This window comes from Halomonas rhizosphaerae (genome assembly GCF_030010555.1).
GTDB lineage: Bacteria > Pseudomonadota > Gammaproteobacteria > Pseudomonadales > Halomonadaceae > Halomonas > Halomonas rhizosphaerae.
This window is the reverse complement of the sequence record NZ_JASCQP010000005.1, coordinates 131,000-150,781: the sequence shown is the minus strand read 5'-3', so window position 1 is coordinate 150,781 and position 19,782 is coordinate 131,000. Positions and strand designations below refer to the sequence as shown.

The 19,782-nt window shown below is 69.0% G+C and carries 17 protein-coding genes; 2 read left to right on the top strand and 15 right to left on the bottom strand.

What is annotated here, in order from left to right:
• Window positions 1-2 precede the first annotated feature (2 nt).
• Entirely contained in the window at window positions 3-1,028 is a 1,026-nt protein-coding gene (locus tag QLQ83_RS01255) for a GlxA family transcriptional regulator (protein WP_282733759.1), read from the bottom strand.
• Between the two features lie 208 nt (window positions 1,029-1,236).
• Between QLQ83_RS01255 and QLQ83_RS01250 the strand changes: the two genes are divergently transcribed.
• A complete protein-coding gene (locus tag QLQ83_RS01250) occupies window positions 1,237-2,976 on the top strand; it encodes a formate--tetrahydrofolate ligase (RefSeq protein ID WP_282733758.1) in 1,740 nt (579 codons plus the stop codon).
• A gap of 146 nt (window positions 2,977-3,122) precedes the next feature.
• On the opposite strand, the gene QLQ83_RS01245 is transcribed toward QLQ83_RS01250, so the two are convergent.
• The 8 genes from QLQ83_RS01245 to QLQ83_RS01210 all read right to left on the bottom strand — a co-directional run bounded on the left by QLQ83_RS01245 (window position 3,123) and on the right by QLQ83_RS01210 (window position 12,410).
• Window positions 3,123-4,415 carry an NAD(P)/FAD-dependent oxidoreductase gene (locus QLQ83_RS01245; RefSeq protein ID WP_282733757.1) on the bottom strand — a complete coding sequence of 431 codons (1,293 nt, stop codon included), beginning with the start codon at window positions 4,413-4,415 and terminating at the stop codon, window positions 3,123-3,125.
• A gap of 155 nt (window positions 4,416-4,570) precedes the next feature.
• Complete coding sequence (locus QLQ83_RS01240; RefSeq protein WP_282733756.1) at window positions 4,571-5,644, bottom strand: ABC transporter substrate-binding protein; 1,074 nt, start codon at window positions 5,642-5,644, stop codon at window positions 4,571-4,573.
• Between the two features lie 54 nt (window positions 5,645-5,698).
• Window positions 5,699-7,066, bottom strand: coding sequence for a glutamine synthetase family protein (locus QLQ83_RS01235; protein ID WP_282733755.1), 1,368 nt, complete (start codon window positions 7,064-7,066; stop codon window positions 5,699-5,701).
• A gap of 57 nt (window positions 7,067-7,123) precedes the next feature.
• The gene (locus QLQ83_RS01230) at window positions 7,124-8,188 is read right to left on the bottom strand and encodes an ABC transporter substrate-binding protein (protein WP_282733754.1); all 1,065 of its coding nucleotides are present in this window, start codon (window positions 8,186-8,188) and stop codon (window positions 7,124-7,126) included.
• 41 nt (window positions 8,189-8,229) lie between these two features.
• Complete coding sequence (locus QLQ83_RS01225; RefSeq protein WP_282733753.1) at window positions 8,230-9,027, bottom strand: ABC transporter permease; 798 nt, start codon at window positions 9,025-9,027, stop codon at window positions 8,230-8,232.
• Window positions 9,024-9,947 carry an ABC transporter permease gene (locus QLQ83_RS01220; protein WP_282733752.1) on the bottom strand — a complete coding sequence of 308 codons (924 nt, stop codon included), beginning with the start codon at window positions 9,945-9,947 and terminating at the stop codon, window positions 9,024-9,026. The genes QLQ83_RS01225 and QLQ83_RS01220 overlap by 4 nt, the downstream gene beginning before the upstream one ends.
• A 10-nt stretch (window positions 9,948-9,957) precedes the next feature.
• Complete coding sequence (locus QLQ83_RS01215) at window positions 9,958-11,085, bottom strand: ABC transporter ATP-binding protein (RefSeq protein WP_282733751.1); 1,128 nt, start codon at window positions 11,083-11,085, stop codon at window positions 9,958-9,960.
• A gap of 32 nt (window positions 11,086-11,117) precedes the next feature.
• Entirely contained in the window at window positions 11,118-12,410 is a 1,293-nt protein-coding gene (locus QLQ83_RS01210) for an NAD(P)/FAD-dependent oxidoreductase (RefSeq protein WP_282733750.1), read from the bottom strand.
• 419 nt (window positions 12,411-12,829) lie between these two features.
• Here QLQ83_RS01210 and aptA point away from each other — a divergent pair, with 419 nt between their 5' ends.
• Window positions 12,830-14,188 carry an omega-aminotransferase AptA gene (gene aptA, locus QLQ83_RS01205; RefSeq protein WP_282733749.1) on the top strand — a complete coding sequence of 453 codons (1,359 nt, stop codon included), beginning with the start codon at window positions 12,830-12,832 and terminating at the stop codon, window positions 14,186-14,188.
• A gap of 13 nt (window positions 14,189-14,201) precedes the next feature.
• Here aptA and QLQ83_RS01200 read toward each other — a convergent pair whose 3' ends face one another.
• The 6 genes from QLQ83_RS01200 to hemA all read right to left on the bottom strand — a co-directional run bounded on the left by QLQ83_RS01200 (window position 14,202) and on the right by hemA (window position 19,782).
• Window positions 14,202-15,092 carry a LysR family transcriptional regulator gene (locus QLQ83_RS01200; protein ID WP_282733816.1) on the bottom strand — a complete coding sequence of 297 codons (891 nt, stop codon included), beginning with the start codon at window positions 15,090-15,092 and terminating at the stop codon, window positions 14,202-14,204.
• A 25-nt stretch (window positions 15,093-15,117) separates the two neighbouring features.
• Window positions 15,118-15,879 (bottom strand): HesA/MoeB/ThiF family protein, encoded by a 762-nt coding sequence (locus QLQ83_RS01195; protein ID WP_282733748.1) that lies wholly within the window; start codon window positions 15,877-15,879, stop codon window positions 15,118-15,120.
• 8 nt (window positions 15,880-15,887) lie between these two features.
• Window positions 15,888-16,388 (bottom strand): Lrp/AsnC ligand binding domain-containing protein, encoded by a 501-nt coding sequence (locus tag QLQ83_RS01190; protein WP_282733747.1) that lies wholly within the window; start codon window positions 16,386-16,388, stop codon window positions 15,888-15,890.
• Window positions 16,389-16,537: 149 nt separating this feature from the next.
• Entirely contained in the window at window positions 16,538-17,413 is an 876-nt protein-coding gene (gene prmC, locus QLQ83_RS01185) for a peptide chain release factor N(5)-glutamine methyltransferase (protein ID WP_282733746.1), read from the bottom strand.
• Window positions 17,410-18,504, bottom strand: a complete 1,095-nt coding sequence (gene prfA, locus QLQ83_RS01180) for a peptide chain release factor 1 (protein ID WP_282733745.1) — start codon at window positions 18,502-18,504, stop codon at window positions 17,410-17,412. The genes prmC and prfA overlap by 4 nt, the downstream gene beginning before the upstream one ends.
• A 9-nt stretch (window positions 18,505-18,513) precedes the next feature.
• Window positions 18,514-19,782, bottom strand: coding sequence for a glutamyl-tRNA reductase (gene hemA, locus QLQ83_RS01175; protein WP_282733744.1), 1,269 nt, complete (start codon window positions 19,780-19,782; stop codon window positions 18,514-18,516).

Genomic DNA, 19,782 nt, shown 5'->3' with positions numbered 1-19,782 from the left:
CCTCAGCTCCCCGGCACCCGGTCGTCCGGCGTTTCCAGCTCGGCCTGACGCTGCTGCCGGCGCTTGCGCTCGCCGCTCGGCGAGTGGCCGAAGTGGTCGTGGTAGCACTTGGTGAAGTGGGGCGGCGAGACGAAGCCGCAGGCCAGTGCCACCTCGGTGATCGGCATCCGTGTCTGCTGCAGCAGCAGACGCGCCCGAGCCAGGCGCAGCTCCAGGTAGTACTTGAGCGGCGAACAGCCCACGTAGCGCTGGAAGAGGCGCTCCAGCTGGCGCCGCGACAGGCCGGCATAACTGGCCAGCTCGTCAAGGGCCAAGGGCTCCTGGAGGTTGGCCTCCATCAGGGTGGCCACCTCCTCCAGCTTGGGATGGCTGTGGCCCAGGCGCACCCTCAGCGGGCTGCGCTGGCGGTCGCCCACGCCGCGGATGCGCTCGTGGATGAACTCCTCGGCAATCGCCTCGGCCAGTGCCAGCCCCTGCTGGCGGCCGATCAGGTTGAGCATCATGTCCAGGGGGGCAATGCCGCCCGAGCAGGTGTAGCGGTCGCGATCCATGACGAAGAGCTGGGAGGTGAAGGTCACCTCGGGGAAGCGTCGCGCCTCGTGGAGGCTGCCGATATGCTCCCAGTGCAGGGTGCAGCGATAGCCGTCGAGTAGCCCCGCCCGGGCCAGCACATAGCCCCCGGTGCACACGGCGCCCAGGGGGATGCGCCGTTCGGCCAGGCGCCTGAGCCAGGTGAGCGTCGCGCGATCGCAGTGCGCCTGCACATCCACCCCGCCGCACACCAGCAGCAGGTCGAGTTGCAGCATGGGCTCCAGCGCCTGATCCACCGCCGTGGGCAGGCCGCTGCTCGCCTTCACCGCGGCGCCATCGCGGCTCACCAGGTGCCAGGTATAGAGGGCACGGTCGGCCAGATGGTTGGCCATGCGCAGCGGCTCCAGCGCCGCGGAGAAGGCGAGCTGCGAGAACCCGGACAGCAGCAGGAAGCCGATGTCATAGTGGTCCTTCGCCGGTACGGGAACCTCCATCATGCCTCCTTCCCCTCGCCGGCGCACGGTCGCGGCGACGTTGTCATCAGGGATAGCCCATCCCTTCGACCGTCGGCAAGGCCGGAGTGGCGGGCCGGGTGTCGCTGCGCCCAAGGCCGCTGACGTCGGCAGGCAAAAGCGTCGCGCTAGGCGCACGATACTGAACGGAACGCGACGCATGACCCGCCAACGTCCAAGAGGAGAGACGCTGATGGCCCCCCAAGCGACCGAACTGGCCCCGTCCCGACCCGCCGACAACCTGAGCATCGCCCGCGCGGTGCGTCTCTGGCCCATCGAGGAAATCGCCCACCGCCTGGGCCTGCCCGGCGAGGGGGTGGAGCCCTACGGCCGTGGCATCGCCAAGCTCGACCTGGCGGCCATGATGCCCCTGGCCGAGCGCCCGCGGGGGCGGTACGTGGTGGTCACCTCGATGACCCCCACCCCGCCCGGCGAGGGCAAGACCACCACCGCCATCGGGCTGGTGCAGGGGCTGCAGCGCCTCGGCCACACCGCCAGCGTGGCCCTGCGCCAGCCCTCCATGGGCCCCACCCTGGGCCTGAAGGGGGGCGCCACCGGCGGCGGCTACAGCCAGGTGCTGCCCATGGAGCGCATCAACCTGCACCTCACCGGCGACATCCATGCGGTGGGGGCGGCCCACAACCTGCTGGCGGCCATGGTCGACAATCACCTGCACCACCGCCTCGAGCCCGAGCTGGATCCCCGCGAGGTGCGCTGGCAGCGCGTCATCGACCTCAACGACCGCGCCCTGCGGCACCTGGTCCTGGGCCTCGGCGGACGGGGCGACGGGCTTCCCCGCCAGGGCGGCTTCGAGATCACCGCCGCCTCGGAGGTGATGGCGGTGCTGGCGCTGGCCGACTCCCTGGCCGACCTGCGCCGGCGCCTGGGCCGGCTGATCGTGGGGCTGGACCGCGACGGCGAGCCGGTCACCGCCGAGCAGATCGGCGCCGCCGGCGCCATGACGGTGCTGCTCAAGGAGGCGCTCAAGCCCAACCTGATGCAGACCCTGGAACACGGCCCGGCGCTGATCCATGCCGGGCCCTTCGGCAACATAGCCCACGGCAACTCCTCGATCGTCGCCGACCGCATCGGCCTGCACGCCGGCGACTTCCTGGTGACCGAGGCGGGCTTCGGTGCCGACATGGGCGCCGAGCGCTTCTTCAACATCAAGTGCCGGGCCTCGGGCCTCGTCCCGGACGCTGCAGTGCTGGTGGTCACGGTACGCGCCCTGAAGTACCACAGCGGCCGTCACCGGGTGGTGCCCGGCCAGCCGCTGCCCGCCTCGCTGCTGGGGGAGTCCCCCGACGAGGTCCGGGAAGGGGGGGCCAACCTGCTCAAGCAGATCGACAACGTGCGTGCCCATGGCCTCACGCCCGTGGTGGCGATCAACGCCTTCCCCGGAGACCATGCCACCGAGCATGCCGCCATCCGCGAGCTATGCGCCTCGGTGGGCGTGCGCGCCGAGGTCTCCACCCATGTGCGCGACGGCGGCGAGGGCGCCCTGGGCCTGGCACAGGCCCTGGTCGAGACGATCGACGAAGCCGACGAGGCCGGGAGCGGCTTCCGCTTCCTCTACCCCGCCGAGATGGCGCTGGCGGTGAAGATCGAGCGCATCGCCACACGCCTCTACGGCGCCGAGGGGGTCGACTTCGCCCCGGGGGTCCGCGAGCGACTGGAGACCTGGCAGCACCAGGGGTACGGAACGTTTCCGGTGTGCATCGCCAAGACACATATGTCGCTCTCCCACGATGCCAGCCGGCTCGGTGCCCCGACCGGCTGGCGGCTGCCGGTGCGCGAGGTGCGCCTCTCCGCCGGCGCCGGCTTCGTCTATGCCCTGGCCGGCGACATCCGCACCCTGCCCGGGCTCGGCCCCTCGCCGGCCGCCACACGGCTCGATATCGACGAGGATGGCGAGACGGTCGGCCTCTACTGAGGCTAGGGAACAGCTGATTTATGTCGCGAGCGAAGAGAGGTTGGCCGCCGCCGGAGCACAGAAACCGGAGCCTATGCGGTACTAGGTGAGGATTTCGCGCACCGCCGTCGGCCAAGATATCGAGCGCAGCAATAAATCAGTGTTTCCTAGAGGCCCAGGCGATCGCGGGTGGCGTAGTACCAGGCGCCGATGGCCGACAGCGGCACCCGCAGCAGTCGGCCGCCAGGAAACGGCAGGTGGGGCAGGCCGGCGAAGGCATCGAAGCGTTCCTCGCGTCCCGTCATCACCTCGGCGATCAGCCGCCCGGCCAGGTGGGTACAGGTGACGCCGTGCCCCGAGTAGCCCTGGGCATAGTAGACGTTGTCGTTGACCACCCCGAACTGCGGCAGGCGGTTGAGCGTCATCAGGAAGGTGCCGCTCCAAGCGTAGTCCACCTTGACGTCGTCGAGCGACGGGAAGGTCGTGAGCATCTTGGGCCGAATGACGCCCGCGATGTCGGCCGGGTCGCTGCCGCCGTAGTTGACGCCACCGCCATAGAGCAGCCGGTTGTCGGCGGTGAGGCGGAAGTAGTCCAGCAGGTAGTTGCAGTCCTCCACCGCCAGGCCGTTGGGGATGAGGGCGCGGGCCCGCGCCTCGCCCAGCGGCTCGGTGGTGACGATCTGGGTGCCACAGGGCATCGACTTCCCCTCGATCTCGGGCAGCACGCCCTTGAGGTAGGCATTGCCGGCCATCACCACCCGATCGGCCCGCACGCGGCCGCCGGCGGTGCGCACCACCACCGGTTCGCCGTGCTCCACGCCGGTGACCGGCGAATACTCGAAGATACGCCCGCCCAGCGACTCGATGGCGGCCGCCTGGCCCAACACCAGGTTGAGCGGGTGCAGGTGGCCGCCGCCATGGTCCACCAGGGCGCCGGTGTAGCGCTCGGTGTTGACCTCGCGCTTCACGGCCTCCCCCTCCAGCAGCTCGAGCTCCCGATAGCCGTAGCGCTCCCAGAGCGCCTTGTGCTCGCGCAGCCCCTGCATCTGCCTGGCGTTGCAGGCGGCGAAGAGGTTGCCGTCCTTGAGGTCGCAGTCGATGGCGTAGCGCTCGACCCGCTCGCGGATGATGCGGTTGCCCTCGAAGGCCATGTCGCCCAGGGCGCGGGCAGTATCGGCGCCGTACTTCTCCTCGATGACGTCCATGTCGCGACTGTAGCTGTTGACGATCTGGCCGCCGTTGCGACCCGAGGCGCCATAGCCGACCCTTACCGCCTCCAGCACCACCACCGACAAGCCGCGCTCGGCCAGGTGCAGGGCGGCGGAGATGCCGGTAAACCCCGCCCCCACCACACAGACGTCACAGCCCACCTCGCCCTCGAGGGCGGCACGCTCGGGCGCGGCGTTGGCGGTGGCAGCGTACCAGGACGCGGCGTGATCGCGCTCGAATGGAACAGACATGGAACCCCCTGTTGGCAATTTTATTCAACATCAACACCCCATGTTAGGCGGAGCATCCCGACAATGGCAATGAACCGCCATGGGATAATCACCAGAAAAAAAGGCCGCCGGAGGGGGTTCCCCCTCCGGCGGCACCGGGGCACGGGGTGCCGGGATCAGCGACTGCGTGCCTCGCTCCACAGCTCCTGGAGCAGCTCGAGCTCCTCGCCGCTCACCGAGGGGGTGAAATGCAGCCGCTCTCGGGCGGCGGCATCCGGCATCACCGGCGGTTCGCGCAGGGCATCATCGACGAGCGGTAGGGCCGCCTCATTGGGGGTGGTGTAGAAGTTGTAGTCGGCCAGTCGGGCGGCCACCTCTGGGTGCAGCAGGTACTCGATGAAGGCCCTGGCGGCGTCCGGGTTCGGGGCGCGCGCCGGGATCGCCAGGACGTCCACCCAGCGCTGGGAGCCCTCCTCGGGAATGAAGAAGCCCAGCTTGCCGTAGGTCTCGGGGTCCTCGGCACGCTTGCCGGCCAGGTCGCCGTTGTAGGCGATGCCGGCATGGATCACCCCGTTGGCCACCTGCTCGATGGCCGCCGTGGCATCCACGAAGCCGACGAAGTTGTCCCGCTGGCGGGTCTCGATCACCCCCCGGGCCGCCTCCACCCAGGGTTTCTCGCCGACGCAGTCGAAGCCCTGGCCCTGGAAGGCGCAGAGGGTACCGAAGGTGAACTGGGCATCGCCCTTGAGCAGCGCAAAGGGATAGTCGGCGTTGACCTCGGGGTCGTAGAGCAGCCCCCAGCTGGGCTCGGGCGCCGGCCAGGTCTCGCGGTTGTAGACCACCCCGGTCACGCCCCACAGGTAGGGCACGGTGTAGTCACCCTCGGGGTCGTAGCTCGGCGCGCGGAACTCCGCGAGGATATTGTCGTGCCCCTCGAGCCCCTCGCCCTCGGCGGCCAGCGGCTGGATCAGGCCGGCGTCGATCAGCCGCGGCACGAAGTAGTCCGAGGGCACGATCAGGTCGTACTGGGCATCGCCCCCGGCGGTGAGCTTGGAGAAGAGCTCGGCGTTCGAGTTGTAGTAGTTCTGCACCACCTCGATGCCCGTTTCCGTCTCGAAGTCGTCGATGATCGCCGGGTCCATGTAGTCCGACCAGTTGAACAGTCGGAGCTTGCCCTCCTCGGCCGTCGCCGCCAGGCTGACGGCCATCAGGCCCAGGCCCGCCAGCCGGGCCCACTGTCGCAGCAGCATGTCGTCCCCTCCCTGATGGATTACTTTGGTGTGGGGCCGGTGCCCCTCAGCGCACTATACCCGCAACAGCAGGTGCTCGCGTTCCCAGGAGCTGATCACCTGGAAGTAGGCGCGATGCTCGGCGCGCTTGACCGCCAGGTAGCTGTGGATGAAGCGCTCGCCGAGGATGTCGGCCAGGGGCTGGCAGTCGTGCAGCAGGTCCAGGGCCGGGCCGATGTCGTCGGGCAGCTTGTTGCCGCCAGACCAGGCGGACCCCACCATCGGCGGTCGCGGCTCGAGGCGTCCCATCAGGCCCAGATAGCCGCAGGCCAGCGACGCCGCCATCACCAGGTAGGGATTGGCATCCGCACCCGCCAGGCGGTTCTCGACCCGCGTCGCTTCGGGGGGGGAGACCGGCACACGCAGCCCCACGGTGCGGTTGTCCATCCCCCACTCCACGTTGATCGGTGCCGAACCGCTGGTCTCGGTGCGCATCAGCCGGCGGTAGGAGTTGACGTTGGGCGCCAGCAGCGGCATCACCGAGGGCAGGTAGCGCTGCAGGCCACCGAGGAAGTGGTGGAACAGCTTGCTGGGCCGGCCGTCCGCGTCGGCGAAGACGTTGTGCCCGTCCTTGGCGTCGAGCAGGCTCTGGTGGATGTGCATCGAGCTGCCCGGCTCGTTGGCCATGGGCTTGGCCATGAAGGTGGCATACATGCCGTGGCGCAGCGCGGTCTCGCGCAGGGTGCGCTTGAACATCACCACCTGATCGGCCAGGCAGAGGGGATCGCCGTGCTGGAAGTTGACCTCCATCTGGCCGGCCCCCTCCTCGTGGATCAGGGTGTCGAGGTCCAGGTTCATGGCCTCGCAGTAGTCGTACATCTCCTCGAACAGCGGGTCGAACTCGTTGACCGCATCGATGGAGAACGACTGGCGGCTGCTCTCCTGGCGGCCGGTGCGGCCGATGGGCGGCTCCAGGGGATAGTCGGAGTCGGTATTGGTCTTGACCAGGTAGAATTCCACCTCCGGGGCGATCACCGGTGTCCAGCCGCGGGCGGCGTAGAGCTCCAGCACCCGCTTGAGCACGTAGCGCGGTGCCAGCTCCACCGGCTCGCCGGTGAGGTAGAAGCAGTCATGGATGATCTGCGCCGTGGGGTCCTCGGCCCAGGGCACCAGGTAGACGGCGTTCGCGTCGGGCACCAGCTCCATGTCCCGTTCGGCGGGATTCCAGAAGCGGATGTCCTCGTCGTCGGGATAGCCGCCGGTGACGGTCTGGATGAAGATCGAGTCGGGCAGCCGCGGACGGCCGCCGTTGAGATACTTGCCGGCGGGCATGATCTTGCCCTTGAGGATGCCGGTCAGGTCGCTGACCAGGCACTCCACCTCGGTGATGCCGTGATTCTGGAACCAGTCGTTGAGGAGCGGCTGCTCCTGTCGGTTACTCATGGGGAATTTCCTTGCTCGGGATGGCGAGCCCCCGGCCCGATGCCGGGGGCCCTGCGCTCAGCGAGACTGGACCTCGGACCAGAGCTGCTGGAAGGTCTGCAGGGCGTCGCCTTCCAGGCTGGGGGTGAAACGCAGTCGCTCCATGTCCGCCTCGCTGGGCTGGACGGGCGGCTCGGTCAGCACCGCGTCCAGGTGGGGCTCGGCGGCCGCATTGGGGCTGGCGTAGTAGTTGTAGTTGGAGAGCTGGGCGCCGACCTCGGCATCGAGGATGAAGTCGATGAACTTGTGGGCCATGTCAGGGTTGGGGGCCTCGGAGGGGATCAGCATCGCATCCACCCACATCTCGGCGCCCTCGTCGGGGATCATGAAGTCCAGGGTCTCGAAGGTCTCCGGGTCCTCGTCCTTGAAGAAGAGGTAGTCGCCGTTGTAGGAGAGCCCCACGTGGGTGACGCCGCGGGCCAGCTGCTGCAGCGCCGGCGTGCCGTCGGAGAAGCCGCTGAAGGTGTCGCGCCCCTTGGTGTCGATGAGCAGCCGGGCGGCCTCCTTCCAGGCGTTCATGTCGGTGCAGTCATAGCCGTGGCCCAGGAAGGCGCAGGCGCCGCCCATGCTGACCTGGCCGTCACCCATCAGGGCGAAGGGATGGTCGGGATTGACCTCGGGGTCGAACAGCAGCGACCAGCTCTTGGGCGCATCCGGAAAGGTCTCGGTGTTGTAGACGATGCCGGTGGTGCCCCACTGATAGGGCGCGCTGTACTCGGCCCCCGGGTCGTAGGCCGGGTCCTGGAACTGCTCCATGACGTTGTCGAGGTTGTCGAGCTTCGACTTGTCGAGCTTCTGCACCAGGCCGGTCTGGATCAGCCGCGGCACATAGTAGTTGGACGGCACGATGATGTCGTACTGCGAGACCCCGCCGGCATTGAGCTTGGCGAACATCTCGGGCAGCGAGTTGAAGTAGTTCTGCACGACGTCGACGTCGTACTTCTCCTCGAAGGCCTCGATGATCTCGGGGTCCATGTACTCGGTCCAGTTGAACAGATAGAGCTTGTTCTCCTGGGCCTGGACGCTGCCGGCCAGCAGCGCGGCGCCGACGGACAGGGCAAGTGCGGTCTTGTTGATTGTCATCTCGGACTCTCCTCGTTTCCCCTAGGGAAGGGTTGGCCGGCTCATGCCTGCCGGCGACGGCTGAACACCAGGCTGATGATGGCGGCGATGGCCACCGCACCGATCATCAGTGTGGCGATGGCGTTGATCTCTGGCGATACCCCCTTCTTGATCGCCCCCCAGATGTAGATGGGCAGGGTCGCGCTCTCCGGTCCCGCGGTGAAGAAGCTGATCACGAAGTCATCCACCGACAGCGTAAAGGAGAGGAAGAAGGCCGAGATCAACGCGGGCTTGATGGTCGGGAGCATGAAGTGCACGACCCGCTTGGTCGGCGAGGCATAGAGGTCCTTGGCGGCCTCAAAGAGCGTCGGGTCCAGGCCCACGAAGCGCGAGTAGACGATCAGCGCCACGAAGGGGATCTGGAAGGTGACGTGGGCGATGATCATGGTCACCAGGCCCGGCTGCAGCAGCCCGGTGAGGCGATGGATCTGCACGAAGAAGGCCATCTCCGAGATGCCGAAGACGATGTCCGGCAGCACGATGGGCAGGTAGATCAGCACGATCAGCCAGCCCAGCTTGCGGTGACGATGGCGATACATGCCGTAGCCGATCAGGCAGCCGATCCCCAGCGCGATCACCGAGGAGGTGATGGCCAGGATCATGCTGTTGGCGAAGGCCGAGAGGATCTCCTCGTTGCCCATCAGGCGGCCATACCAGCGCAGCGAGATGCCGGTGAAGGTGGCCGCACTGTTGGAGGCATTGAAGGAGAACAGCACCACCACGGCGAGCGGCAGGTAGAGGAAGGCCAGGGTGAACCACCAGAAGCCTGTCAGGCCGCGCTTGAGCGTGCGCTTTCTCATATCACCACCTCCTCGCCGCCACCCAGGCGCCTGCCGATGCGACGCATGGCGTACAGCCCGATGAAGGTGGCGATCAGCATCAGGATCGCGCCGGCCGCCCCCAGCGGCCAGTTGGCCCCGCCGGCGAACTGGTTGGCCACCAGGTTGCCGAGCATCATGCCCTTGCCGCCGCCGAGCAGTTCGGGGATCACGTACATGCCGAAGGCGGGGATCGCCACCAGCACGATGCCGGCCAAGAGCCCTGGCAGGGTCTGGGGGAAGACGGCGTGCCAGAAGGCGCGGATCGGCGAGGCGAAGAGGTCCTGGGCGGCCTCCACCTGGGCGGTGTCGAGCTTCTCGAAGGCGGCATAGAGCGGCAACACCATGAACGGCAGGAAGTTGTAGACCAGGCCCAGGGTCACCGCGAAGTTCGAGGGGTAGAGCCCCATGTTGGCGCTGATCAGGCCCAGCGCCTCGGCGAGCTCGGAGAGCGGGGTGCCCGGCGCCAGCAGGTTCATCCAGCCGAAGGTGCGGATCACCTGGTTGGTCCAGCTCGGCACCACCACCAGCAGCAGCATGATCGGCCGCCATTTGGCGCGGCAGGTGCTGATGTAGTAGGCGATGGGGTAGGCGACGATCACCACCAGCCCGGTGGAGACCAGCGTCTGCCACAGGGAGCGCAATAGGGTGTAGAGGTTGCCGGGGCTCCAGCCCAGGAAGCCGAAACCGGCCAGGCGCCGGAACGACTCCAGCGACAGCGGCAACTCCGGCAGGCCATAGGAGCCGTTGGTCATGAAGGCCACGCTCATCAGGTAGGCGCTGGGCAGCACCAGGAAGATCACGATCCAGGTCGCCCCGGGGGCCACGGTGAACAGCAGGTGCCGTGCCTCGCGCACCATACCGCGGCTGCGGGCGGAGGGCATTACGCCGGTGTAGGCCATGTGCGTCTCCTCACTCGCTCAGGGTGACCAGGTCTTCGGGGGCCACCGATACCGTTACCCGATGGCCCACCTCGGGCAGGTGCCGGCCGCGGTTGTTGAGGGTCGCCTGCAGGGTGCTGGTCCCGATCTCGAGGCGATACTCGGCATGGCTGCCTCGGTAGAGCCGCTCGCTCACCACGGCCGGCAGGTGGTTGTCGCCCGCCACCTCACCGGGCAGCAGGTCCAGGGTCTCGGGACGGATCAGCAGCAGCCCGCCCTCCCCCGGGTTCTCGGCGGTGAGTTCGCCGATCGGCGTGCTCAGACGCGCCCCCTGGCGGGCGGTGACCGGATAGAGGTTGTCGTGGCCCATGAAGCGGGCGACGAAGGCGTTGGCCGGACGCTCGTAGACCTCGCGGGGCGGGCCCACCTGCTGGATCACCCCGCCGTTGAGCACGGCGATGCGGTCGGACATCACCATGGCTTCCTGCTGGTCATGGGTGACGAACACGAAGGTCATGCCGAGGCGCTTCTGGACCCGCAAGAGCTCCACCTGCAGCTGGCTGCGCAGGCCGGCGTCCAGTGCCGAGAGTGGCTCGTCGAGCAGCAGCACGTCGGGCTCGTTGACCAGGGCGCGGGCCAGGGCGATCCGCTGGCGCTGGCCACCGGAGAGCTGGTCGACGCGGCGGTCCACCAGATCGCCCAGCTTGATGAACTCGGCGATCTTCGCCACCCGGGCCTCGCGCTCCTCCGGGGGTAGGCCGCGCATCTTGAGCCCGAAGGCCAGGTTCTCGCGCACCGAGAGATGGGGGAAGAGCGCATAGGACTGGAAGACGGTATTGACGCTGCGCTTGTGGGGCGGCACCTCGGTGATGTCCTTGCCGCCGATCGCCAGGCGGCCGTCGTCGGCCTCCTCGAGGCCGGCGAGGATGCGCAGCAGGGTGGTCTTGCCACAGCCCGAGGGGCCGAGCAGGGTAAAGAATTCGCCGGCCTCGATGGTGAGGTCGACGCCGTCCAGCGCCACGGTGTCGCGGCCGAAGCGCTTGTGCAGGCCCCGCATCTCGATGGAAGAGGCCTCGCGGGCCGCCTCGCCCTGCGTCGCCTCCCCGGCCGGTCGCGTGCCCGGTGACTCGATGGCTTCCGCCGTGATGGTGTCGCTCATGGGGGTGCCCTCTCGGTTCTCGATGGCCCGGTTCATAGCCGGTCCCGCAGTTTGTAGAAGTTGGTGGCCAGCACCAGCAGCGGCTTGCGCATCGCCCGCCCGCCCGGGAAGTGACGATGGGGCATGGCGGCAAAGACGTCGAAGCGTTCGCTCTGGCCGGCGATGGCCTCGGCCAGCAGCTTGCCGGCCAGCCCCGACAGGGCCATGCCATGCCCGGAGTAGCCCTGGGCGTAGTAGACGTTGCGGCCCAGCCGGCCGAAGTCCGGCGCTCGATCGAGGGTAATGGCCACGTCCCCGCCCCAGCGGTAGTCGATGCGCACGCCCTTGAGCACCGGAAAGATCCGCGCGATCTTGGCATCCATGCGCGCCTCGAGGCCCCGCGGTTCACGGCCATCGTAGCTGACCTCGCCGCCATAGATCAGGCGCCGGTCGGCGGAGAGCCGATAGTAGTCGAGCACGAAGTTGGCATCAGACAGGGCATCATTGCGGGGCAGTACCCGGGCCGCCCGCTCGGCCGAGAGCGGCTCGGTGGCGATCATGTAGTTGGCGGCGCGCATGATGCGACCGGAGAGTTCGGGCATCAGGCCTGCCTGGTAGGCGTTGGTGCCCAGCACCACGAAGTCGGCGGTGACTCGGCCGCTGGCGGTGATCACGCTGGCCGGCTGGCCGTGGCGGACCTCCACGGCGGCACTTCGCTCGTGAATCGCCACTCCGGCGTGGCGGGCCGCCCGGGCCAGGCCCAGCGTATAGTTGAGGGGGTGCAGGTGGCCGCCCTCGGCATCATGCAGGGCCGCCGGGTAGGCATCGGTCACCACGTGCTCGCGCAGTGCCTCCCCCTGGAGCATGGTGAGCGCCGGGTAGCCGTAGTCGCGCGCCATGCGCTCGCGGAACGCCTCGAGCTCGCGCACATGGCGCTGCTTGACCGCGGCATGCAGGTAGCCCCAGGCCAGCTCGCAGGGGATCGCGTGTCGCTCGACCAGCTCGGCGGTCAGCCGCACCGCCTCGCGGCTCATCTCCCAGATATCCCGGGCCCGCTCCCGGCCCAGGGCCTTCTCCACGGTGGTGATGTCGGTGCCCAGCCCTGGAAGGATCTGGCCCCCGCTGCGCCCGGAGGCGCCGTGCCCGATCTCCCCGGCCTCCAGCAGCACCACCGAGTATCCCCGCTCGGCCAGGTGCAGTGCCGCCGAGCAGCCGGTGATCCCGCCGCCGACCACGCAGACATTGGCCCGCACCTCGCCCTCGAGCGGGGGACAGTCACCGAGCTCGACGGCGATGGAATCGCGATACCAGGAGGCGGGCGGCGCCAGCGGTGGCGGGGTGGTCATGCGAGACACCTGTCTGTGATGCGCGGTGCGCTGGTTGTTGTTGGATCACCCGCCCGGTGAAAGCGCCCGGACTGGCCACCTCAGTTTGACACCAGCACCGCAACACCTGTCAAGTATTTAATACCTTGAAGATCCCCAGGCTCCACAGGATATCGGAAGGACACACCCCAACTCCGTCGTATAAACCTGTTTAAAAAAGGAAAAAACGAAGACCACGGACGGGAGAGGGATAGACGGGCACCCGGAAATCCGGGAAGATCTCGTCAAGTAATCACCATCACTCACCCGGGCGACACCACGAAAGGGCCCTGCCTTCACGTCAGGGTTCACTCACGCAAGGGTCAGCAGGAGAGCCTTTTATCGGCTCGACGCTACCCCCATCCTCCAGTGAGGACCACGCCCCGACCGAGGAGACCCCCATGACGGCGTCTACCGCTCCTGCCCCCCATGCCGTCGAGAACGGCAAGGGATCCAGCCCGCTCAACCACCACTACTGGATGCCGTTCAGCGCCAACCGCGACTTTCATGCCCATCCGCGGATGATCACCGCCGCCGAGGGACGCTACTTCATCGACGACCGCGGCCGGCGACTGTTCGACTCGCTTTCCGGACTCTGGACCTGCGGCGCCGGCCACAACCGCGCCGAGATGCAGCAGGCGGTGGCGGCCCAGCTGGGCCGGCTGGACTACGCCCCGGGCTTCCAGGTCGCCCACCCGCTGGCCTTCGAGCTGGCCGAACGGGTGGCGGCGCTGACCCCGCCGGGGCTAGACCACGTCTTCTTCACCGACTCCGGCTCAGAGTCCGCCGACACCGCGGTGAAGATGGCGCGTGCCTACTGGCGCCTCCAGGGGCGTCCGGAGAAGACCCGGCTGATCGGCCGCGCCAAGGGCTACCACGGCGTCAACGTGGGCGGCACCAGCCTCGGCGGGATCGGCGGCAACCGCAAGCACTACGGCCAGCTGCTGGACGTCACCCACCTGCCCCACACCCTCCAGCCGGCCCTCACCTTCACCCGCGGCCAGGCCGACAGCGGGGCGGAGCTCGCCGACGCCCTGCTCGACCAGATCGCCCTGCACGATGCCTCCAGCATCGCCGCGGTGATCGTCGAGCCCATGTCCGGTTCGGCCGGGGTCATCGTGCCGCCGAGGGGCTACCTCGAACGGCTGCGCGAGATCTGCTCCGCCCACGATATCCTGCTGATCTTCGACGAGGTGATCACCGCCTTCGGCCGCGCCGGTGCGCGCACCGGGGCCGAGGCCTTCGGGGTCACCCCGGACATCATGAACGTGGCCAAGCAGCTCACCAATGGCGCGGTGCCCATGGGGGCCGTGATCGCCTCCCGGGAGATCTTCGACACCTTCATGGCGGGTGGCGGGCCGACGCACGCCATCGAGTTCCCCCACGGCTATACCTACAGCGCCCATCCCGTGGCGTGCGCCGCAGCACTGGCGACGCTGGACCTCTTCGAGCGCGAGGACTTCCCAGCGCAGGTGCGGGCCATCGCCCCGGCGTTCGAGGAGAAGCTCCACGCCCTCAGGGGCCGCCCGCACGTGGTGGATATCCGCAACCACGGACTGGCCGGGGCCCTGCAGCTCGCGCCCCGCGACGGTGATCCGACCGTCCGTCCCCGGGACGCCCACCTCGCGCTCTGGGAGGCGGGGTTCTACGTGCGCTATGGCGGCGACACCCTGCAGTTCGGCCCGCCCTTCGCCAGCACGGAGACGGAGCTCGAGCGGCTGTTCGATGCCGTGGCCACGGCCCTGGACCGGCTGGCGTGACGCGCATCGGCGCCTAGCCGAGTGCGGCCAGGAAGGCCTCCAGTACGCGATGGGGACGCCGGTCGCGCTGGGTGATCGCCACCAGGGGGATGCGGTAGTGGCAGCTATCGGGGCAGAGGGCCCTCAGCCGGCCGGCCGCCACCCAGGGCGCCGCCAGGTGGTCGGGCAGGTAGCCGATGTAGCAGCCGGTGAGGATCAGGAAGGCCGCGCCCTCGCGATCCGATGCCGTGGCGGCCCCGTGCAGCCGCGCATGGGCCGCCCGGGCGGCTTCCGGCAGCGGGTAGCCGGGCACCACCGCCTCGTGGGCCGCCAGGCGCTGCGGGTCCGTCACCGCCTCGGCGAAGAGCGGATGGCTGTCCGCACAGTAGAGCAGGGAGCGCTCGTCGTAGAGCGCTTCGCTCGCCAGGCTCGACGGCAGGTTGACCTCGGGCACGACTCCCACGTGCAGTCGGCCGTCCACCACGCCCCGGGCGATGCTGTCGGGCGCCTCCATGGCGATATTGATGCGTACCTCCGGGCCCCGCGCCTTGAGCTCGGCCAGCGCATGGGTGATGTGCATCTCGGGCATGCTGACCAGGTTGTCGGTGATGCCGATGTTGAGCTCGCCCCGCAGGCTCTCGTGCAGCCCGTTCACCTCGGTGCGAAAGGTCTCCAGGGAGGCCAGCAGGGTGAGCCCAGCCTCGTACACCTGACGCCCCTCCTCGGTGAGCGAGAAGCCGCCGCGGCCTCGCTGGCATAGCCGCAGCCCCAGGCGACGCTCCAGGTCGTTCATGTGCAGGCTGATGGCCGAGCGGCCGACGCCGAGCACCCCCTCGGCGGCGGAGAAGCCGCCGCACTCCACCACCGCCTTGAAGACGCGGATCAGGCGGACGTCGAAGTCGCTGACCTGGCCCAGGGGGGCCATCGGGTGGTCGCTCATGGGCCCCTCCTCAGGCCGGGCCGCAGACCGGACAGGCGGGGTCGCGGGGCACCCGGAAGTGGCGCCACTGGCCGCCGAGGCCGTCGAAGGTGGAGAGCCCGCGGTGGGGCGTGCCGGCGCCGCTGACCAGCTTGATCGCCTCCAGGGCCTGGAAGCTGCCGATCAGCCCCACCAGGGGGGCCACCACGCCGCTCTCGGCGCAGCTGAGCGCCTCGTCGCCCTCCTCACTCTCCCCTCCCCCAGGCGGATAGAGGCAGGCATAGCAAGGCGAGTCGGGGTCGCGGGCATCGAACACCGCCAACTGGCCGGAGAAGCGGATCGCCGCCCCGGAGACCAGCGGCACCCGCGCATCGCGGCAGGCGGCGTTGATGGCATAGCGGCTGGAGAAGCGGTCGGTGCAGTCGAGCACCACGTCCGCCTCGGCGACCGCCCGCGCCAGCGCCGCGCCGTCGAGATGCGCGGTGATCGCCCGGATCGTGCAGCCGGGGTTGAGGGCGAGCGCCGCCTCCCGGGCCGACTCGGCCTTGTTGCGACCGAGGTCGGCGGTGGCATGGGCGATCTGGCGCTGCAGGTTGGAGAGCTCGACCTCGTCGGCATCGGCCAGGGTCAGCCGGCCCAGGCCCGCGGCCGCCAGATAGAGGGCCACCGGCGAGCCCAGCCCGCCGGCGCCGACCACCAGGGCGTGGCCGGCCAGCAGCCGCTCCTGGCCGTCGATGTCGACCTGGTCGAGCATGATCTGGCGGCTATAGCGCAGCAGGGCCTGGTCATCCATCGCGGGACTCACTTCTCCTCGAACTCCTCGATGTCGGGCACATGGAGGCTGAAGTCCTCCTTCACCTCCTCCATGACCACATAGCTCTTGGACTCCTTTACCCCGGGCAGGGTGAGCACCACGTCGCCGAGCAGCTGGCGGTAAGCGGACATCTCGGGAATCCGGCACTTGAGGATGTAGTCGAACTGCCCCGAGACCAGGTGGCACTCCTGGATCTGCGGCAGCTTGGCCACGGCGCGACGGAACTCGTCGAACACCGCCGGCGACTGGGTCTCCAGGCTGATCTCGACGAACACCAGCAGGTTGGCCTTGAGCGCCCGGGGATCGAGCAGCGCCTTGTAGCCGCGGATGATGCCGGCGCGCTCCAGGCGCTTGACGCGCTCCAGGCAAGGGGTGGTCGAGAGCCCGACCCGGGAGGCCAGGTCGACATAGGAGATGCGGGCGTTCTCCTGCAGGCAGCGCAGGATCTTTAGGTCGATGCGGTCGAGCGAGCGGGTCTTGGCTTTCATGGTCGTGGGCGTGCCGATAGGAATGGGCAGTTCACGTCGTCGCGACAGCACGATCACCTGAAAATCACCCCACCAATGGCACCCCGGTGGGTTTCACGAATGCAAAGGCGACGAGACGTGGCGTTTTTTTCTGACCAAGATGTACCACATCACGACCGCCCCCCTCCAGTCCCGCCCTCAACGTGTCGCCCCAGGCTGACCCTGTCGTGGCCACCGAGGTCGCGAAGCGTCGCGACCTGCCCATAGCCGGCCGTGGCGAGGGCGTCGCGCACCGCGGCCCCCTGGCCATGGCCATGCTCGAGCAGCAGCCAGCCGCCGGGCAGCAGGTGGCCCCGGGCCTCGTCCACCAGGTGACGCAGATCGGCCAGCCCCTGCTCGGCCGCCACCAGGGCGCTGTACGGCTCGAAGCGCAGGTCCCCCTTCCGCAGGTGTGGGTCATCCTCGGCGATGTAGGGCGGGTTCGAGACGATGAGGTCGAAGGGCTCGCCGCCGTTCTGGTCGATCAGCGGCGCGAACCAGTCTCCCGCCCGGAAGTCGACGTTGGCGATGGCGAGCCGCTCGGCATTGTGCCGAGCCAGGGTCACCGCCTCCGGGCTCTGGTCGATGCCCACCACCGACCAGCCGGGCCGCTCGCTGGCGAAGGCCAGGGCGATGGCCCCGGTGCCGGTGCCGAGGTCCAGCAAGCGGCCCCGCGGCGACGCGCCATGCGCAAAGGCCGCCTCGACCAGCCGCTCGGTATCAGGGCGGGGAATCAGGGTGTGCGGCGAGGTGGCAAGCCGCAGCCCCCAGAACTCGCGCTCGCCAGTCAGGTAGGCCACCGGCTGGCCGGCGGCGCGAGCCGCCAGGAGCGCCTCGAAGCGGGCCCGCACGAGGGTCGGCGCCTCGCGGTCGCCCCAGGTGTAGAGCCAGGTGCGATCGACGCCCAGCACGTGACAGAGCAGCACCTCGGCATCGAGCCGCGCGCTCGGTGATCCGGCATCAACGAGGCGTCGGGCGGCCCGTGCCAGCAGGGCGTCGAGGGTCATCCGGCGTCCTGCTGGAGGGCTGCCAGCTGCTCGGCCTGGTACTCGTGGATCAACGGCTCGATCACGTCGTCGAGCCGTTCGCCGCTGACCACCTCGGCGAGCTTGTAGAGCGTCAGATTGATGCGGTGGTCGGTGACCCGGCCCTGGGGGAAGTTGTAGGTGCGGATGCGTTCGCTGCGATCGCCCGAACCCACCAGGGAGCGCCGGGCATCGGCCTGCTGCTGCTGCTGGCTGGCCACGGCGCTCTGCTTGAGCCGGGCGGCGAGCAGCGACATCGCCTTGGCGCGGTTCTTGTGCTGGCTGCGCTCCTCCTGGCACTCCACCACCACGCCGCTGGGCAGGTGGGTAATGCGGATCGCGGAGTCGGTGGTGTTGACGTGCTGGCCGCCGGCACCGCTGGAGCGGAAGGTGTCCACCCGCAGGTCGTTCGGGTCGATATCGATGTCGCCCACCTCGTCGGCCTCGGGCATCACCGCCACCGTGCAGGCGGAGGTGTGGATGCGCCCCTGGGACTCGGTGGCCGGCACGCGCTGCACCCGGTGGGCGCCGGACTCGAACTTGAGCCGGGCATAGACCCCCTCGCCCCTGACCCGGGAGATGATCTCCTTGTAGCCGCCCTGCTCGCCATGGCTGGCACTGACCACCTCCACCTTCCAGCCGTGCTGCTCGGCATAGCGCGAGTACATGCGAAAGAGGTCACCGGCGAACAGCGCCGCCTCGTCGCCGCCGGTGCCAGCGCGGATCTCGAGGAAGACGTTGCGCCGATCGTCGGGATCCCTGGGCACCAGCAGCTGCTTGAGCCGGACCTCGAGGGCCTCCAGCCTGTCGCGCCCCTCGTCCCGCTCGAGCTCGGCCAGCTCGCGCATCTCGGCATCGGCATCGCCGAGGAGCTGCTCGGCGGAGGCGATGTCGGCCTCCACGGCGCGATACTCGCGCCAGGCCTCCACCAGGGAGTCGAGCTCGGCATATTCCCGCGAGTAGTCGCGGAAGCGGGTCTGGTCGCTGATCACCTCGGGCTCCGCCAGCAGGGCGGAAAGCTCCTCGAAGCGCTCGACGAAGGCGTCGAGGCGCTGGCGCAGGGTGGCTTTCATCGGCGCATCCTATCGGGAGTGGTCGGTGGATTCGTCCAGCAGCAGGGCGGTGGCGGCCTCCAGCAGGTCGCGACGCTCCCGGGAGGCCGCCTCGCGCATCGCCACGGTGGGACGGTGCATCAGCCGGTTGGTCAGCTGGTGGGCCAGGCGGCGGATCACCAGTTCCGGGTCCTCGCCGCGGGCCAGGCGCGCCAGGGCCTGCTGCTCGGAGAGCTCGCGCATGGCCTCGCCGCGGGCGCGCACGTCGCGGATCAGCTCGCCGCCGCTGCGGATCCGCCGCTCGTGCTGCCAGTTGCCCACGCCGTGCTCGATCAGCGACTCGGCCTGGTCGGCGGCCACCTGGCGATGCCGGCGGTTCTCCTCGATGACCTCCTGGAGGTCATCGACGGTGTAGAGGAAGACATCGCTGAGCTCGCCCACCTCGGGCTCGATGTCCCGGGGCACGGCGATGTCGACCATGAAGACGGGACGGTGGCGGCGCTTCTTCAGCGCCCGTTCGACCATGCCCTTGCCGAGGATCGGCAGGGGCGCGGCGGTGGAGGAGATCACGATGTCGGCCTCGACCAGGGCCTCGGGGATGGCATCGAGGGTGATCGCCTCGCCGCCCAGCGGCCCGGACAGGGCCTCGGCCCGCTCGCGGGTGCGGTTGGCCACGGTGAGCCGACGCACGCCGGCCTCGTGGAGGTGGCGCGCCACCAGCTCGATGGTCTCGCCGGCGCCGATCAGCAGTGCCCGCGAGCGGGTGAAGTCGCCGAAGATGCGGCTGGCCAGGCTCACCGCCGCGTAGGCCACCGACACCGGGTTGCGACCGATGCCCGTCTCGGTGCGTACCTGCTTGGCCACGGCGAAGGTGTTCTGGAACAGGCACTCCAGCTCACCGCCCAGGCCACGGGCCCGGCGGGCCGCCTGGTAGGCCTCCTTGAGCTGGCCCAGTATCTGCGGCTCGCCCAGCACCATGGAGTCCAGCCCCACCGCCACCCGCATCAGGTGCCGGGCCGCGTCGTTCTCGTGGAAGTGGTAGGCACAGCGCGTGAGGTCCTCCACCCTCAGTCCATGGAAACGGCCCAGCCAGTCGAGGATCTCGCGCTCGCCGACGGCCTCGGTCACGCAGTAGAGCTCGGTGCGGTTGCAGGTGGAGAGAACCGCTGCCTCGCGCACCTCCGGCAGGGCACGCAGCTCGGCCAGCGCCGCCTCCAGCTGAGTCGGCGAGAAGGCGACCTGCTCGCGCACCTCGATGGTGGCGGTCCGGTGGTTGATTCCCAGGGCAAGAAGCGTCAT